The organism is Streptomyces sp. CA-243310 (assembly GCF_050936775.1).
Lineage (GTDB): Bacteria > Actinomycetota > Actinomycetes > Streptomycetales > Streptomycetaceae > Streptomyces.
The window spans coordinates 1646885-1663632 of sequence record NZ_JBNJMF010000002.1; the positions used below are offsets into that span (position 1 = coordinate 1646885).

Genomic DNA, 16748 nt, shown 5'->3' on the forward strand with positions numbered 1-16748 from the left:
CCGACGGCCCGCGCGCGCCCCGACGGCGGCGCTCAGAAGTAGTCGGCCGGGTCCGGGACGCGCAGGAATCGGGCCACGAGGTCGACGTCGGTGTCGTGGACGAGGAACCCGATCCGGTCCCCGTCGGGCGCCCGGTACTCGACCATCCGCATGCCGGGCCGCCAGGAGGACCGGCGGGTCGCACGGCCCCCGCCGGGCAGTTCCACCGCCCGGCGGGCGGGCCGCTTGAAGACCGGAACGCCGGTCGGGCCCGTGCTCAGCGTCCCGTACACGAGGCCCGAGCGGCCCAGCCCCTCGCGCCATTCGACCCGGCAGGAGAGGGCGGTCCGCACTCCCGCGGCCACCCCGGCGGCCCGGTGCGCGGCCAGCCGGCGACGCGCCAGGTGGACCACTCCCAGACCCGCCGCCGCACCGACGGCCGACCCCACCAGATCGACGAACATGCCCGCGCCCCCGCCTCCCGACCGACTCCGATCGGCACAGCCTAGGCGTCGAGCGACACGTCCTGATCTTCGAGCGACACGACACGACCCTCGAACGACACGGCCCGGCCCTCGGCCGGGACGTCCTGGGCGGTGTGGACGACCTCCCCCGCCACCACGACGGTCCGCGCGACGGTCCCGGGGATGGACTCCGCCGGGATCTGAAGGATGTTCCGGGACAGCACCACGAAGTCCGCCGCCTTGCCCACCGTCAGGGAGCCGCGCTCGGTGTCGAGGAAGTTGGCGTACGCCGAGCCCATCGTGTAGCCGTGCACGGCGGTGGCCACGTCCACCGTCTCGCCCGGCTGCCACGGGTCGCCGCCGTCCAGCGGCCGGCGCGTCACCGCCGTGTAGATGCCGATCATCGGGTCCATCTCGGCGACGTTCCAGTCGCTGGAGAAGGCCAGCACCGCGCCCGCCTCGTGCAGGCTGCGCATCGGCCACGCCTTGTGCCAGCGCCCCTCACCCACGTTCTCCGCCCAGTCCTGGCCCGGTCCGGCGATCTCCGGCGCGCAGTGCCGGGGCTGCATGCAGGCCACCACGCCGAGTTCGGCGAAGCGCGACACGTCCTGGGGGTCCAGGCATTCCACGTGCACCACCTGGTGGCGGGCGTCGCGCGGCCCGTTGACCGCCCGGGCGTGCTCGACGGCGTCGAGGACGGTACGGATGCCCCGGTCGCCCGTGGCGTGCACGAAGCACTGGAAGCCGCGGGCATCCAGCCCGGCCAACAGCTCCGCGAACTCCTCGGCCGGGTAGAAGGTCTCGCCCCGGTGGGCCCCGCATCCCGTGTACGGCTCCAGCAGCGCGGCCGTGCGCGGCTCCACGACGTCGTCGATGTACAGCTTCAACGGGCCCACCCGCAGGCGGTCCCCGGAGTACGTCCGGGCGCAGGCGGCGAAGAGGTCGAGTTCCTCGTCGCCCGTGCCGCGCGGATGGAAGAGGGCCGCGACGATCCGGGACCTCAGCCGCCCTTCCGCGCGGGCCCGTTCGAAGAGTTCCAGGTCGTCCAGGGAGTTCTGCGGCTCCACCACCGTGGTGATGCCGAAGCGGATCGCGTCGTCGAGGCTCTTGGCGAGCCGCCCGTACTGGCGGTCCGGGGAGGCCCACGGCACGCCCAGCTCGCGCAACGCCCGGTGCCCGTCGCGGGAGAGCCCCTTGATCGCGAAGTCCTTGACGAAGCCGGTGGGTTCGCCCGTGGCGGGATCGACGGCGGCGGTGCCGAAGGGCAGGTCGACGCGGTCCCGGGAGACGCCGAGGCGACGCAGGGCGGCGGTGTTCAGCCAGGCCGTGTGGACGTCGTACGAGAGCACGATCGCGGGGGTGTCGCCGGTGACCGGGTCCAGGTCGGCGGCGGTCGGCATCCGGCCGCCGGGGATGGCGGAGTAGTCGAAGGCCTCGGCCTCGATCCACTCCGCGTCCGGGTGGGCCTCGCGCCACTCCCCGATCCGGTCGAGGATCGCGTCGAGCGTGCGGACCCCGGCGAGTTGTACGCACGCGTCGTCGGAGCCGAGCCGTACGTGGTTGTGGGCGTCGATGAAGCCGGGCAGCACCAGCCGCCCGCCCGCGTCGATGCGCTCGGTGTCGGGTCCGGCCCAGGCCTCGGCCTCGGCGTCCGGGCCCACCCAGACGATGGTGCCGTCGTGGACGGCGAGGGCCTCGGCCTCGGGCAGGTCCGGGTCCACGGTGTGGATCCGGGCCCCGGTGAGCAGCAGGTCGGCGGCGATGGGGTGTGACATGCGGTGGTGCTCCTGTGGCAGCTGAGGGGGATGTGTACGGAGGGTCAGGCGGCCGGGGTGTCGGCGGGTGCGCGCCGGACCAGGGCCCAATAGACGAGTCCGGAGACGACCGAGCCGAGAAGGGTGAGGTCGGCGCCGCCGAGGGGGGCCACGAGGGGGCCGGTCCAAAGCTCGGAGTCGCAGGTCAGGGCGGCGAAGAGCATGCCTGCGAGCAGGGCGGTCATGCCCGCGGGGTGATAGCCGGCCCGGTACCAGTAGGCGCCCGCGCTCCCGGCGTGCAGGGCGTCGGAGTCGTACCGGCAGCGGCGCAGCAGCATGTCGGCGAGGAAGACCCCGCCCCAGGGCGCGAACACGATGATCAGCAGGGAGAGGAAGGAGAGCAGGGAGGTGGTGAAGTCGGTGAGGAAGAGCGCGGCGAGCGAGCCGACGGCGGTCACGGCGGCGCTGATCACGATGGCCCGGGAGCGGCTCCACGGGATGCCGAGGACCTGGAGGTTCAGGCTGGAGGAGTAGAGGGTGATGATCGAGTTGGTGACGGAGCCGCCGAGCACGAGCGCCAGGAACACGGTCTGGAACCAGCCCGGCAGCAGGCTCTCGGCGCCCGCGACGGCGTCGGTCATGTCGGTCTGGGTGGCGGCCGCCACGCCCGCGACGCCGAGGGCCACGGAGGAGAGGAACCCTCCCGACGCCCCCATCCAGGTGATCGACCTCAGCGAGGTGGTCCGGGGCAGGTAGCGGGTGTAGTCGGCGGGCATCGGCAGGTACGAGAAGGGGCCGGCCAGCATGACGACGAAGGCCAGGCTCCAGCCGGACAGCCCGGGGGCGGCGGCGGGCGCGGAGGTGTCGGCGCCGGGCAGCACGAAGACGAGCAGCGCGCCGAAGCCGACGGCGAGGACGTACGCCATCCAGCGCTCGGCGAACTGCACGGTGGCGTGGCCCCACATGGCGACGGCGAAGGTCAGCGCGAGGGTGACGCCGAGTGCCAGGGCCCGGATCGCCGTGCCCTGGCCGAGGCCGATCTCGGCGAGGAACACCTCCAGCGCCAGGGTGCCGACCACGGTGTTGACGATGGTGTAGCCGATGCTCACCACCCAGTTGAGGACGCCGGCGGGGAAGTTGCCGCGCACCCCGAAGGCGGCGCGGGAGATCACCAGGGTGGCGGTGCCGGTGCGGATGCCGCTGAGTCCGGCGGCGCTGACGGCGAAGAAGGAGAGGCCGCTGAGCACGACCACCAGGGTGGCCTGCCAGAAGGAGAGGCCGAATGCCACGGCGAGGGCGCCGTTGATCACGTAGGTGAAGGTCAGGTTCGATCCGAACCAGAGCCAGAAGAGGTCCTTGGCGCCGCCGTGGCGCTCGGCGTCCGGGATGGGGTCGATGCCGTGCGTCTCGACCTTGAAGACCTCGTCCTTGAAGACCTCGTCCTTGAAGACTTCGTCCTCGAAGATCTCGTCCTCGAAGACCTCGTCGACGTCGGCCGCCGTCTCCGGCCGGCTCGTCTCCTGCCGTCTCGTCCACGACCGGCTCGTCTCCTGCTGTGTCATCCGCCGTACCCCTGACCTTGGCACTCTCGGCCCTCCAGGACCTTGAATGGCGTTCTAACTTCTTGAATGACATTCAAGATGCGCCGCCTCCGGGGGCCACGTCAAGACCCCGTCCGGGATAAGGTCCGACCAGGCAAGATCAGGAAGGCGGGACCGGTGGCGGGAGCGGCGCGGCGGCGCGACGGGCAGGTCGCCCAGGAGCGGATGCTGGAAGAGGCCATGACGGCGATTGCCGAGGACGGGCTGGCGACGCTCACCATGTCGGCGCTGGCCGAGCGGCTCGGCACCAGCGGAGGCCACATCCTGTACTACTTCGGCAGCAAGGACCGGCTGCTGCTGGAGGCGCTGCGCTGGAGCGAGACGCAGCTGACCGTCGAGCGGACCGAACTGCTGGGCCGCCGGGTCACCGCCCACCGCAAACTGGCCCTGTTCGTGGAGCTGTACCTGCCCCGCGGCCCCCGGGATCCGCGCTGGACGCTGTGGATCGAACTGTGGGCCCGCACGCCCTCCAACGAGCCCCTCCAGGCCGCCCAGCAGGAGATCGACGACGGCTGGCAGCGGGACCTGGAGACCCTGCTGGACAAGGGGGTGCGGCAGGGGCGGTTCGCCGCCGACCTGGACGTGCCGGCCCGCGCCTCGGAGCTGCTCGCGCTGCTGGACGGACTGAGCACCCGCGTGGTCCTCGGTCAGCGCGGCGCGGAGCGGGACGTGGCCCTGGAGCGGGCCCGCTCGGCGGCGGCCCTGCTGATCCCGCACCTCTGAAAGATCCCGCGCGAGCAGGAACTCCTTTTCGACCCGACGCGAACCGACGACCCGTTTTCCCGTGCCTCCATTCGACACCCGAAAGCGGACGGCTTGACGCCGGGAAATCCCGCCCCGAGGGGGCCAAAGGGGCGTTCACGCCCGTCCGCGCCCCCGTGACCATCGCCCTTGACCTGGGCATATGCAAGGGGACCACAGACCTCCACATGTTCGTGAAGGCATTCACAAGAATTTCCCGCGAAGTGCGCCCTACCGCACTCCTCTTCCGGCGAGCACAATCACCGTGACGACTCGGACCGAGAGGGAGGGAGCGCGTGCGCCATCAGGTGCGTACCGCCGACGGACGCGCTCTGGCCGTGGAGCGCTGGGGCGACCCCGACGGCAAACCGGTCTTCCTGCTCCACGGCATGCCCGGCAGCAGACTCGGGCCGGCCCCCCGGGGCATGGTCCTCTACCAGCGCCGAATGCAGCTCATCGCCTACGACCGGCCCGGCTACGGCGGCTCCGACCGCCACCCGGGCCGCACCGTCGCCGACGTGGCCCAGGACGTGGCCGCCGTCGCCGACGCCCTGGGCCTGGACGCCTTCGCCGTGGCGGGCCGCTCCGGCGGCTCCGCGGGAGCCCTGGCCTGCGCCGCCCTGCTCCCGGACCGGGTCACCCGGACGGCGGCCATGGTGGGCCTCGCCCCCCGGGACGCGGAGGACCTGGACTGGTTCGCCGGGATGGCGGACTCGAACGTCCGGGAGTACACCACCGCCGCCGACGACCCCGAGGAACTCGCGGCCCGGCTGACCCCCCGCGCCGCCGGCATCCGCGCGGACCCCGGCCGGCTCCTGGACGAACTGCGCCGGGAACTCACCGACAACGACCGCATGATCGTCTCGGACGCCGGCCTGCGGTCCATGTTGCTGCGCAACTACCGCGAGGGCCTGCGGACTTCCGCGGACGGCTGGATCGACGACGTCCTCGCCTTCAGCCGCCCGTGGGGCTTCGACCCGGCCGACATCCGGACCCCGGTGATGATCTGGCACGGGGAACTGGACGTCTTCTCCCCCGTCGGGCACTCCCGCTGGCTGGCCCGCCGGATCCCCGGCGCCACCACCACCATCGACCCGGCCGCGGCCCACTTCGCGGCCCTGCGCGCCCTGCCCGACGTACTGAACTGGCTGCTGCGGGACGTGCCCGCGCCCCCGGTCAGCGAGCAACAACCGGCCTAGCGTCCCGAGTCGTGGATTCGTTGACAAGCAGGCGAATTCCCGGCACAGGGACACTGGGCAGTCCCGGACTCCGCAAGCCCTCGCAACCCTGCGACCTGGAGGTTCAGTTCGGCCTGGTCTGTAGGATCCCCGAATCGCGTCGAACCCGCCGGCCGCGTGACGGACGTCCGCGGCCCCTCCGCAGCCGTCGGGCGCAGTGCGGGCACCCGGTCTCTACGGTGCGGCCGCTTTGGTGAGCTTCGGGCCCGGCGGTCCGTCCGGATCGGGCCGGAACTCCACCGCGTTCCGTCCGCTCGGGTAGAGCTGGATGCCGTCGGTCCCGCCGAGTCCATCGCCTTCGACCGTCAGGTAGATGAAGTCGCTGCCCGCTTGGTCGTCGAGGAACTCCCAGCCGCCATGGAAGTCGGCGGGCCCGGAGTGCCCGTCTGTCGATACGCCGGCGGCGGAGAACGTCCCGTCGGACTCGAGCCGCAGCTCGCTGCCCGTCTTGTCGTTGCGGTACACGCCGGACAGCTCGTCGGGGTCGATCGAGGCCGTGCACCCCGAGATCAGGACCACGGACGCGGCCGAGACGGCAACGAGCCACCCTCCGCTCATCCTCCTGTTCACCACGACCCCCGCACTCATGTTCACAGACCTCTCCCCCGGTAGGTCGGATGTCCGGCCCTGCGGCCGCCGCCCCTATGTGAACATGCTCAAGACTTGCGTCTTCCCTCGGGGCCCCTCGCAGCCGACAGCGCGCGAAAGTCCTGGCACATCCGGGGCCCCGGTCCCGTTCAGTTGCCCCCGTCGACCGGGTTCTCGGGGTCGTGGTTGGTCAGGACACAGCCCTCGACCAGGGCGCGCTCCAGCCGGTAGCCGGCCGGGGCGGAGAAGCCGGGTACGCAGTTCAGGTAGAGGAACTGCTGCTGGTAGAGGCCGAACCGGACGGCCGGGTCGTTGCTCTCGACCGCGACGTTCTCGCCGACCAGCAGCCGGCTCGCCGTACGCCTGAGCTTGCCGTCGTCCTTGAGGTCCGCCTGCTGGGCGGCCTTCGCCCTGGTCTGGAGCTTCTTCATGTCGCCCACGGTGTCGAGCCAGTTGAGGTGGTGGGCGCGCTGCTCACTGCCCGGCTCCCCGCACAGGGCCCGTCCGGTGACACCCCAGTCGAGGGCGTTCCCCTCGACCACGGGCGCGTAGTCGATCGACTCGATCGCCACCGTGTCGGGATCGGTGGAGAACCGTGTGCAGTCCACGCTGGGCGCCACCAGCTTGCGCAGCTCGGCCACGCTGTCGGCGTGCGCCAACCCCAGGCTCCCCTTGGCCGGTTGGCCCGGCTTCTGCCCGCCCGGGTCCTGCGGGGTCTCGAAGTTCGGGCTGCCCTTGCCGTCCTCCGCGTTGACGAAGTCGCTGAGGACGCAGTGCTCGACGAGCGCCTTGTCCATCTTGTACCCCTTGGGCGGCCAGAAGCTCGGGTTGCAGTAAAGGATGCGCAGTTCGGACCGGGCCAGGGCGAGGGCCGACTCGGTCGAGGTCGGGGTGACGACGAAGCCCTTGCCGACGAAGACCCGGCTGAACAGACCCCGGGAGCCGTCGGAGGACTCCAGGACGCTCCGCTTGTACCGCTCCTGGAACTCCTTCATGTCCGACGGCACGTAGAAGACGAGTTCCCCGTCCTTGGCCGCGTCGCTGCACACGCCCCGCTGCGTCACGGACCACTCGCCGACGCCGACGAACTCGGTCAACGGCAGCCGGGGGTCGCCGGGTTCGGCGCTCAGGTCGTCACAGTTGGTGAACTGCCGTACGTACTGCTGCGCGCCGGCGAGGGTGACCGTCGTCGCCCCCTTCCCACCGGCCGGCGTCGCCGCGGCGCCGGCGGGCGCGGTCGCGCCGGACGCGGGCGGGGCCGCGTCCCCCTCGCAGGCGGGGAGCGTCGCGAGGCAGGCGAGGGTGGCGGTCACGGCGAGGATCCGCTGGGTGCGCATGGGGGGGGCTTCCGTCCGGAACTGCAGGTGGCAAGGGTGACGTGCCCATGCTAGACGGATCCGCGGACCATGATCCGAACTCCCGGACGGCGGGGGAAGGCGCACCCGGGAAGAAATGGATCTTGCCGTACGGCAAACGGCCGAATGCGACGCCGCGAGAATTGCGTCACGCTTTCCATAGAACGCTTGACCAGGCGTCATGTCTCGGTTGCCAATGGGGTGTGGACGAGTAAAGTCCACGCTTGACACTGGCACGACGTCGCTGTCAACCCCCTGCCCATTCCACCCGGCTTCCCCAAGGACGGTGTCGTGAACACTTCCGCAACCCCCCCGACCACCACGGTCAAGACCTCCCGGGTCCCGCTCGACCGCATCGACGTGCACAGCACCTCGGCGGCGACGACACTCGGCCGCGTGTTGCGGACGGAATCCGGTCGTCACGTTCAGGCACCGATCTTCAACTCTGCGCTCTGACACCGAAGTAGGCGCTCTAGACTGGTGGAATGACCGGCCTGATCGCATTTCGCGAGATCGTCCTGAAAGTTCACAGCAGATGCGATCTCGCTTGTGATCATTGCTACGTCTACGAACACGCAGATCAGAGCTGGCGAGCCCGGCCGAAGGTGATCTCCCCCGAAGTGATCGCACACACCGCGTCGCGGCTCGCCGAACATGCCCGTGACCATGCCCTCCCCTCTGTCACGGTGATTCTCCACGGAGGGGAACCCCTGCTGGCGGGCACCGCCCGACTCCGCCTCGTGTGCGAGGAATTCACCCGCGCCCTCGACGGAATTTCCGCCCTGGACCTGCGCATCCACACCAACGGGCTCCAGCTCGGCCGGCGTCATCTGGACCTCTTCTCCGAGTACGACGTCCGGGTCGGGATCTCCCTCGACGGGGACCGCGCCGCGAACGACCGCCACCGCCGGTTCGCGGACGGCCGCACCAGCCACCCCCTGGTCCTCGCCGCCGTCGCGCTGCTCCGCTCCGAGCCCTACCGCCACCTCTACCAGGGGCTGCTCTGCACCGTGGACGTGGCCAACGACCCCGTCGCCGTGCTCGACGCCCTCGTGGAGCTGGAGCCCCCCCGGGTGGACTTCCTGCTCCCCCACGCCACCTGGGAGACCCCTCCGGTCCGCCCGGACGGCGCCCCCGACGCGTACGCGCGCTGGCTGCTGCGGGTCTTCGACCACTGGGAGCGCCGGGAACGACCCGTCCCCGTACGGCTCTTCGAGTCGCTGCTGTCCACCCTGCGCGGCGGCCCCAGCCTGACGGAGTCCCTGGGCCTGGCCCCGACCGACCTCGTCGTCGTCGAGACCGACGGACAACTGGAGCAGGTCGACTCCCTCAAGACCGCCTTCGAGGGAGCCGCCGCCACCGGCTTCAACGTCTTCGACCACACCTTCGACCAGGTGGCGTCCCACCCCGGGGTGCGCGCCCGACAGCAGGGGCTCGCCGGTGTCAGCGAGACGTGCCGGAGCTGCCCCGTCGTACGCTCGTGCGGCGGCGGACTCTACGCCCACCGCTACCGGCCCGACCCGGCCACCGGCGGAAGCTTCGACCATCCCTCCGTGTACTGCGCCGACCTGCGCGAGCTGGTGGACGGGGTGGAAGGTCGCACCGCACCGCGCGAGACCGCCCCGGAGCTCACCGACCCGGCCGAACTGGCCCGGTCCCAGCAGGAGCTGACCCGGGTGCTGCTGGCCCGGTTGAACGCCGACCGTACGGGTGACCCCGACTGGGCCCGGGCCTGGGAACTGCTGGCGGCCGTGGAGCGGTCCGGGGACGCCGGCGCGGACGCCCTGGACGCCGTTCTGGACCACCCGTTCACCCGGACGTGGGTACTGGCGGCCCTGGACCCGGAGCACGAGGACCCCCGGGAGGACACCGGCCCGGCCCGTCGGCTGGCCGCGCTGGCCGCCGCCGCCGTGCTGCGCGGCGGGTCGGACCTGCCGGCCGAGGTGGTCTACCGGGACGGCGAGGTGTACCTGCCGACCCTGGGGCTGCTGCGGCTCGGCGAGCCGGGCACGCGGGGGCGGGCCGCGCTCCGCGCCGTCGACGACGGATACGCCGTACGGGACGGCCGCGCCGAACACCGCTTCGGCCCGGCCGCGGGGGACGCGCGCTGGCAGCCCGTACGGACCTGGTCGCCCGGCCCGGACGCGGCGCCGGTGGCCCTGGAGGACCTGGACCCGTACCGCAACTGCTTCGCCCGCCCGCCCCGGCTGCGGCTCGGGGCGGGCGAGGCCGAGGAGTGGCGGGCCCTCCTCGACCGGGCCTGGGCGCTGCTGCACGACACGGTCCCCGAGTTCGCCCGGGCGGCCGCCGCCGGACTGACCACGCTGACCCCGCTGGCCGGCGGCCCCCGGGAACACGGCTGGGGAGAGGCCGGCCGGCACGCCCCCGGGGCGCTCGGCGTCCCGTACGGGGCGGGGGTGCGGGAGACGGCGCTCGCGCTGCTGACCGGCCGTCGGCGGGCCCGCCTGCGCGCGCTGACCGAGGTGGCCGACCTGTACGCCCTGGACGGGCAGTGGCAGCACCCGTCGCCCTGGCGGGAGCGGCCCGTCCCGGTGTCCCGACTGCTGGCCGACGTACACGAGCGGGTGGCGGTGGAGGCCTACCGGCGGGCCGTCGCGGGCCCCGAGCCCGGCGCCGCCGACCCCATCCACCGGGCCCTGGACCGGCTGTCCGGAGCCGCCGAACTGACGATCACGGGCAAGCGCCTCGTGGAGGAGCTGCGCTGGGAACTGAAGGCGGTCGACGCGTGAGCGCCCTCGCCCTCGCCGTCCACCTGCGCCTGCTCGGCGTCCGCCCCCGGACCCGGCTCCTGGTGCACGCCGCGCTCGGCGGGACCGGCCTGCGCGCCGAGGTGCTGCGTGACGCCCTGACCGGGGTCCTCGGCCCGCACGGCACGCTGGTGGTACCGACCTTCACCCCGGAGAACTCCCTCACCTCCGGCGCCCACCTGGCCAGGATCGCCGGGCTGAGCGCGGCCGAGACGGCGGCGTTCCGCGCCCGGATGCCGGCCTTCGACCCGGCGACCACGCCGAGCCAGGGCATGGGCGCCCTGGCCGAGGCCGTGCGCACCGCGCAGGGAGCCGTGCGCAGCGACCATCCGCAGACCTCCTTCGCCGCGCTCGGCGAGGACGCGGAGCGCCTGTGCGCGGGTCATCGGATCGAAAGCCACATGGGCGAGGAGTCGCCTCTGGGAAAGCTGTGCTGGGAGGGAGGGCAGGTACTCATGATCAATGTGGGGTTTTCAGTTTGCACTGCTTTCCATCTCGCGGAGTATCGAATTCCGAAGCCCCCCTTGCGCATGTACGACTGTGTGGTGAAGGTGAACCTTCCGGGGGGTCGACAGGGGGAGGAATGGACCGCGTACGAGGACGTGGCGCTGGATGACGGCGACTTCGCGGAGATCGGCAGAACGTTTCCGGATTCACAGGTGCGCAGGGGTCGGGTGGGCGGAGTCTCGGCCCTGCTCTTCTCGATTCCCGATGCCGTCGATCACGCCCTTGACTGGATGACCGAAAACAGATGCTGATTGACTGAACGATGAGGGGATGTCGCGAAGCAGCTCCGGAATGATGTTTCTTCGCTCGCATCTTCGGGACGGGGGGCGTGTGCCCGCATCAGTGCAGCCGTACTTCTTTCTCAGTTATGCGCATACACCGAGATTCGGGGCCGGGGGGCCCGACCCGGACATGTGGGTCGAGCGTCTCTTCCGTGATCTCTGCAGTCACGTCATGGCGTTGACCGATCTGCCCGCCGGGTCCGAGGCGGGTTTCATGGACCGGGAGATACGCAGCGGCGAGGGCTGGTCGGAGCGGCTCGGCACGGCTCTCGCCACCTGCCGGGTCTTCGTTCCGCTGTTCTCGCCGCGCTACTTCGCCAGTGAGATGTGCGGCAAGGAGTGGTTCGCCTTCGCGCAGCGCGCCATCCAGCACGGAGCGGCGAGCAACGAGCCGGCCGAGGCCATCGTCCCCGCCTTGTGGGTACCGGTGCCACCGTCACAACTCCCCGGCCCCGCAGAGCGGTTGCAGTTCAACCACAACACCTTCGGCGAGCGCTACGTCACCGACGGGCTGTACGGGCTGATCAAACTGCGGGGGTACGCCGAGCAGTACGAGCGGGCCGTCTACGAACTCGCCAAACGCATCGTCCGCGTCGCCGAGACCGTCCGCCTCGACCCCGTCCGCCCGGTGGACTACCGGGTGGTGCCCAGCGCCTTCGGCAGCTCCGACAATCCGGCCCGCTCCCTGCACGTGACCGTCGCCGCCGCGTCCCGCCACGACCTGCCGGAGGGGCGCAGCCCCGAGTACTACGGGGACAGCGCGCTGGACTGGAACCCGTACCATCCGGCGTCCCAGCGGCCCGTCGCCCTGATCGCGGAGGACCTGGTCAGGAACCTCAACTACCAGACCAGCATCGGATCCTTCGACGACGAGGCCGGACACTTCGACAGCAAGCAGCCGCCGACCCGCCCGGAGATCCTGATCGTCGACCGTTGGGCGGTCGAGGACGAGCAGCGCCGCCGGCGACTCGCCGCCTTCGACCAGGAGTCCCGGCCGTGGATCAACGTGGTCGTGCCGTGGAACCGCTACGACCACCAGAGCCGGGCGAAGGAGAGCGAGCTGGCGCACCGGCTGGAGGACACCATGCCCGTCAAGATGAGCCAGGGCCGGGCCGCGTGCCGGGCCGCCGCGAACGGCGTGGCCAACATGGAGACGCTCGGGCAGATCCTTCCGCAGGTCGTGGAGGCCGCCGCGCAGCAGTTCCTCAGACACGCCCAGGTCTATCCTCCGGCCGGCGGCACCCACACCGAACGCCCGCGACTGATCGGGCCGATGGGGATGAACGGGCCGCCCGCTCCGCTGCCGCCGCGCGCCCCCTTCCCGCCCGACAGCGAATCCCGGGACGGCGAACACCGCGACGGCGAGGGTCGCGACCACGAGCAACGGGACGGGGAAGACCGGAACAGCGAGCCGCGCGGCCGGGACGCCGCCGACCACAACGAACCAGACCGGGGGGACGCGGATGACAGCGAGTCGTGACAGCCGTGACGGACGCATCGTCACCTTCTATTCGTACAAGGGCGGTACCGGCCGCACGATGGCGCTCGCCAACACCGCCTGGATACTCGCGGCCAACGGCAAGCGCGTGCTCGCCGTCGACTGGGACCTGGAGGCCCCGGGGCTGCACCGTTTCTTCCACCCCTTCCTGGACCCCTCCACCCTCGGGGCCACCACCGGGGTCATCGACCTGATCAGCGAGTACGCCTGGGCGGCCACCAGCCCGGTGCAGCGCGCCGACGACTGGCACAAGGACTACGCGCGGATCCAGCCGCACGCCGTCTCGCTCACCCCGGAGACCCTGGGCTGGGAGTTCCCCGACGGCGGCACGCTCGACTTCGTCTCGGCCGGCCGACAGAACCGCGAGTACTCGGCGACCGTCTCCACCTTCGACTGGGACAACTTCTACGACCGGCTCGGCGGTGGTCTCTTCTTCGACGCCTTACGCGCCGACATGAAGAGGAACTACGACTACGTCCTGATCGACAGCCGGACCGGTCTGTCCGACATCGCGGACATCTGCACGGTGCACCTGCCGGACGTGCTGGTGGACTGCTTCACCCTCTCCGACCAGTCGATCGACGGCGCCGCCTCGGTGGCGCGGCAGATCGACGAGCGGTTCAACGACCGGGGCATCAAGATCTACCCGGTTCCGATGCGCATCGACGAGGGCGAGAAGGAGAAGGCCGACGCGGGCCGGGCCCTGGCCCGGATCAGGTTCGACCGCTTCCCCAACGGTCTCGTCGGGGACGAACTCACCTCGTACTGGGGCGCGGTGGAGATCCCTTACCGGCCCTACTACGCCTACGAGGAGACCCTCGCCACCTTCGGCGACGAGGCCGGTCTCACCAACTCCCTCCTCTCCGCGTTCGAGCGGTTGACGGCGGTGGTCACCGAGGGCGAGATCGTCTCGATGCCCGCCATCGCGGAGGACGTCCGGATGCGGATCCGGGACGCCTTCACCCGGCGTCGCCCGGCCCTGCCCGCCGACCTGTTCCTCTCCTACGTCGCCGAGAACCGCATGTGGGCCGACTGGATCGAGTCGGTCCTCACCCGGGCCGGGTTCCGGGTGGTGCCGCAGGACGTCTCCGCCGAACGCGCGCCGGTCGACGGGGGCGGGTCCGGGGACACCCTCGGCGGGGCCGGCATCAGCGTCGACAACGCGGCCCGGACCGTGGTGCTGCTCTCCAGCGCCTACCTCAAGTCCGCCCGGGCCGTGGACGTCTGGAACCGGGCGGCGGCCGAGGACCCGACCGGGGGGCGGCGCCAGCTGGTGCCGCTGCGCGTGGGCGACGTACGGCTGGCGACCCCGTACATCGACCGCAATCCGGTGGACCTGTTCCGGCTCGACGAGGTGCACGCCACCACGGCGCTGCTCCGCGCGGTCGAGCGGCCGATGGCCCTGCCGGACTCCGTCAACAGCACCACCCAGCCCGGGCCCCGCTTCCCCGGGACGGTCCCGAAGATCTGGAACGCTCCGCCCCGCAACCCCGGGTTCACGGGGCGCAGCATCGTGCTGGAGCGGATGCGCGACCAGCTCGGCGGCGGCATGGCCGTGGTGCTGCCGCAGCCGCAGACCCTGTACGGGCTCGGCGGCGTGGGCAAGACGCAGGTGGCGCTGGAGTACGTGCACCGGTTCATGGCCGACTACGACCTGGTCTGGTGGATCTCCTCGGAGCAGACCGACGACGTGGTGGCGGCCCTCGCGGAGCTGGCCGTACGCCTCGGCGCGCAGACCGGCGAGGACATGTCGGCCGCTTCCCAGGAGGCCATCGACCTGCTCCGGCGCGGGGTGCCGACCTCGCGGTGGCTGCTGGTCTTCGACAACGCCGACGATCCCGAGACCCTGAAGCGGTTCTTCCCGCCGGGCGGCCCGGGGCACGTGCTGGTGACCTCGCGCAACCAGTCCTGGTCGCAGTACGGCGACGCGCTCCCGGTGGACGTGTTCCTGCGCGAGGAGTCCATCGAGCACCTCCAGCGCCGGGCGCCGGGGCTCACCAAGGAGGACGCCGAGCAGGTCGCCGTGGCGGTGGGCGACCTCCCGTTGGCGGTCGAGCAGGCGGGCGCCTGGATCGCGGAGACGGCGACGCCGGTGTCCGCGTACCTGGAGCAGTTGGCGGAGCAGGCGGCCCGGGTGCTGGGGTTGAACCAGCCCCCCGGGTACCCGGAGCCGGTGGCGGCCACCTGGAACGTGTCCATCGAGCGGCTCCAGTCCCGTTCCCCGGCCGCCGTGCGGCTGCTCCAGCTCTGCGCGTTCTTCGCGCCCGAGCCGATCTCCGCGAACCTCCTCTACAGCAAGGAGATGATCAACGCGCTCAAGCCGTACGACTCCTCGCTCCAGGAGAAGCTGATGCTGGGCCGGGTGATCCGGGAGATCGGCCGGTTCGCGATGGCCAAGGTCGACCAGGTCGGCAACAGCATCCAGGTGCACCGGCTGGTCCAGGCCGTGATCCGGGCGCAGCTCTCGGAGGAGGAACAGCGCGAGGCCCGGCACGCGGTGCACCGGATCCTGGCGGGGGCCCGGCCGGACGACGACGAGCCGATAGACAATCCGGAGACCTGGCCGCGGTTCAACACCATCTGGCCGCACCTGACGCCCTCCGAGGCCCGCAACTGCAAGGAGCCGGAGACCCGCCGGCTGCTGATCGACCGGGTCCGCTACCTGTGGAAGCGCGGAGACTTCAAGGCCGCGTACCAACTCGGCGAGGAGTTGCGGGAGATCTGGAAGGACACCCTCGGCAACGACGACCTCCAGTACCTGTACCTGCGCTTCCACCTGTCCAACATCCTGCGCTCGCAGGGCCGGTTCGTGGAGGCGCAGGAGCTGGGCGAGGTCACGCTGGAGCGGCAGCGGACGGTGCTCGGCCCCTCCCATCCGCACACGTACATGACCACCAGTGGTCTGGCGATGGACCTGGGGGCGCTGGGCCGGTACGCGGAGGCGATGGAACTGGCGACGGCCGCCCACGAGGGCTTCAGCCAGATATTCCACGAGGCGCACCCCCGCACCCTGGCCGCGGCCAACAACCTGGCGCTGAACCTGCGCATGGTCGGCCAGTACGCGCGGGCCCGGGAGATCGACCAGGAGGTCTTCGACCGGCGTACCGAGGTGCTGGGCACGGACCACCCGTACACGCTCTCCTCGGCCCAGAACCTGGCCCGTGACCTGCGCGAGGTGGGCCGGTACGACGACTCGGTGCAGCTCCTGGCGCGGACGTACGAGATCTACAAGCGGACGCTGGGCCGGGCCTTCCCCGGCACTCTGTCGGCCGCGAAGAACCTGGCGGTGTCGCTGCGCAGGGCGGGCGAGTTGGAGGACGCGCTGCGGCTGACGACGGCGACCCGCAACCGGTACCGGGCCAAGTACACCTCGGTCAACCCGGACCTGTTGGCCTGCGAACTCAACCTCGCCTCGGACCTGTTCGCGACGGGTGATCCGGGCGCGGCGCGGGACCTGGCGCAGGAGGTGGTGGACGAGTTCATGAAGGTGCCGGGCGAGCGGCACCCGTACACCCTCGCCGCGGTCAACAACCTCGCGGTGTTCCACTGGGGCACGGGGGCGGCGGACACGGCGGAGCCGATGTTGCGGCAGACGATCCGACACATGCGCGAGGTGTTGGGCGACAACCACCCGCACACGATCTTCGCCCATCTGAACCTCGCCAACGCCCGGGCGGACCTGGGTGATCCGGAGGGCGCGCTGGAACTGGAGCGGTCGTCGGTGATGCGGCTGCGCGAGGCGCTGGGAGTGCATCACCCCGAGACCCTGGCGAGCGCCTCGAACATGGCGGTCAGCCTGGACATGATGGGGCGCAAGGAGGAGGCCGCCCGGGTGCGGGCCGAGGCGGTGGCAGAGCTGACGCGGCTGCTCGGCGAGGACCACGGTCTGACCCGCTACGCCCGCGACGAGCGGCGGGTGCACCGCGATCTGGAGCCCCTCGCCGTGTGATCCGACGGAGGGCGGCCCCGCACGG

At 71.4% G+C, this 16748-nt stretch carries 12 protein-coding genes; 7 read left to right on the plus strand and 5 right to left on the minus strand.

What is annotated here, in order from left to right; all coding sequences use genetic code 11:
- Positions 1-32: 32 nt before the first annotated feature.
- Genes ACQEVM_RS25045 through ACQEVM_RS25055 form a run of 3 tightly spaced genes read right to left on the minus strand, consistent with a single transcriptional unit; the run spans position 33 to position 3759 of the window.
- On the minus strand, positions 33-443 hold the full coding sequence (locus ACQEVM_RS25045; RefSeq protein WP_433082598.1) for a hypothetical protein: 411 nt from the start codon (positions 441-443) through the stop codon (positions 33-35).
- A gap of 41 nt (positions 444-484) precedes the next feature.
- Entirely contained in the window at positions 485-2218 is a 1734-nt protein-coding gene (locus ACQEVM_RS25050; RefSeq protein ID WP_433082600.1) for an amidohydrolase, read from the minus strand.
- A gap of 44 nt (positions 2219-2262) precedes the next feature.
- Complete coding sequence (locus ACQEVM_RS25055; protein ID WP_433082602.1) at positions 2263-3759, minus strand: purine-cytosine permease family protein; 1497 nt, start codon at positions 3757-3759, stop codon at positions 2263-2265.
- A 156-nt stretch (positions 3760-3915) separates the two neighbouring features.
- Here ACQEVM_RS25055 and ACQEVM_RS25060 point away from each other — a divergent pair, with 156 nt between their 5' ends.
- Positions 3916-4521 carry a TetR/AcrR family transcriptional regulator gene (locus tag ACQEVM_RS25060; protein ID WP_433082604.1) on the plus strand — a complete coding sequence of 202 codons (606 nt, stop codon included), beginning with the start codon at positions 3916-3918 and terminating at the stop codon, positions 4519-4521.
- Between the two features lie 314 nt (positions 4522-4835).
- Positions 4836-5738 (plus strand): alpha/beta fold hydrolase, encoded by a 903-nt coding sequence (locus tag ACQEVM_RS25065; protein WP_433082606.1) that lies wholly within the window; start codon positions 4836-4838, stop codon positions 5736-5738.
- A 213-nt stretch (positions 5739-5951) separates the two neighbouring features.
- Here the strand turns inward: ACQEVM_RS25065 and ACQEVM_RS25070 are convergent, their stop codons facing one another.
- Together ACQEVM_RS25070 and ACQEVM_RS25075 are read right to left on the minus strand one after the other, a co-directional pair.
- Positions 5952-6335, minus strand: a complete 384-nt coding sequence (locus tag ACQEVM_RS25070; RefSeq protein WP_433082608.1) for a hypothetical protein — start codon at positions 6333-6335, stop codon at positions 5952-5954.
- Between the two features lie 179 nt (positions 6336-6514).
- On the minus strand, positions 6515-7702 hold the full coding sequence (locus ACQEVM_RS25075) for a hypothetical protein (protein ID WP_433082611.1): 1188 nt from the start codon (positions 7700-7702) through the stop codon (positions 6515-6517).
- Positions 7703-8011: 309 nt separating this feature from the next.
- Between ACQEVM_RS25075 and fxsA the strand changes: the two genes are divergently transcribed.
- The 5 genes from fxsA to fxsT are packed head-to-tail and all read left to right on the plus strand — an operon-like array spanning position 8012 to position 16723.
- Positions 8012-8176 (plus strand): FxSxx-COOH cyclophane-containing RiPP peptide, encoded by a 165-nt coding sequence (gene fxsA / locus ACQEVM_RS25080; protein ID WP_159041409.1) that lies wholly within the window; start codon positions 8012-8014, stop codon positions 8174-8176.
- Positions 8177-8205: 29 nt separating this feature from the next.
- On the plus strand, positions 8206-10470 hold the full coding sequence (fxsBH, locus tag ACQEVM_RS25085; protein WP_433082613.1) for a radical SAM/SPASM protein FxsBH, inactivated beta-hydroxylase extension form: 2265 nt from the start codon (positions 8206-8208) through the stop codon (positions 10468-10470).
- Complete coding sequence (locus ACQEVM_RS25090; protein WP_433082615.1) at positions 10467-11246, plus strand: aminoglycoside N(3)-acetyltransferase; 780 nt, start codon at positions 10467-10469, stop codon at positions 11244-11246. Before fxsBH ends, ACQEVM_RS25090 begins: the two co-directional genes overlap by 4 nt.
- A 43-nt stretch (positions 11247-11289) precedes the next feature.
- Positions 11290-12756 (plus strand): TIR-like protein FxsC, encoded by a 1467-nt coding sequence (locus tag ACQEVM_RS25095; protein ID WP_433085357.1) that lies wholly within the window; start codon positions 11290-11292, stop codon positions 12754-12756.
- Positions 12740-16723: an FxSxx-COOH system tetratricopeptide repeat protein gene (gene fxsT, locus ACQEVM_RS25100; protein WP_433082617.1), complete on the plus strand. Its 3984-nt coding sequence runs from the start codon at positions 12740-12742 to the stop codon at positions 16721-16723. Before ACQEVM_RS25095 ends, fxsT begins: the two co-directional genes overlap by 17 nt.
- Positions 16724-16748 lie beyond the last annotated feature (25 nt).

What these genes read in the sequence shown, in the direction of transcription:
- ACQEVM_RS25045 (WP_433082598.1), bottom strand. Translation starts at nt 443, where the DNA reads ATGTTCGTCGATCTGGTGGGGTCGGCCGTCGGTGCGGCGGCGGGTCTG.
- ACQEVM_RS25050 (WP_433082600.1), bottom strand. Translation starts at nt 2,218, where the DNA reads ATGTCACACCCCATCGCCGCCGACCTGCTGCTCACCGGGGCCCGGATC.
- ACQEVM_RS25055 (WP_433082602.1), bottom strand. Translation starts at nt 3,759, where the DNA reads ATGACACAGCAGGAGACGAGCCGGTCGTGGACGAGACGGCAGGAGACG.
- ACQEVM_RS25070 (WP_433082608.1), bottom strand. Translation starts at nt 6,335, where the DNA reads ATGAGCGGAGGGTGGCTCGTTGCCGTCTCGGCCGCGTCCGTGGTCCTG.
- ACQEVM_RS25075 (WP_433082611.1), bottom strand. Translation starts at nt 7,702, where the DNA reads ATGCGCACCCAGCGGATCCTCGCCGTGACCGCCACCCTCGCCTGCCTC.
- fxsBH (WP_433082613.1), top strand. Translation starts at nt 8,206, where the DNA reads ATGACCGGCCTGATCGCATTTCGCGAGATCGTCCTGAAAGTTCACAGC.
- ACQEVM_RS25095 (WP_433085357.1), top strand. Translation starts at nt 11,290, where the DNA reads ATGTTTCTTCGCTCGCATCTTCGGGACGGGGGGCGTGTGCCCGCATCA.
- fxsT (WP_433082617.1), top strand. Translation starts at nt 12,740, where the DNA reads ATGACAGCGAGTCGTGACAGCCGTGACGGACGCATCGTCACCTTCTAT.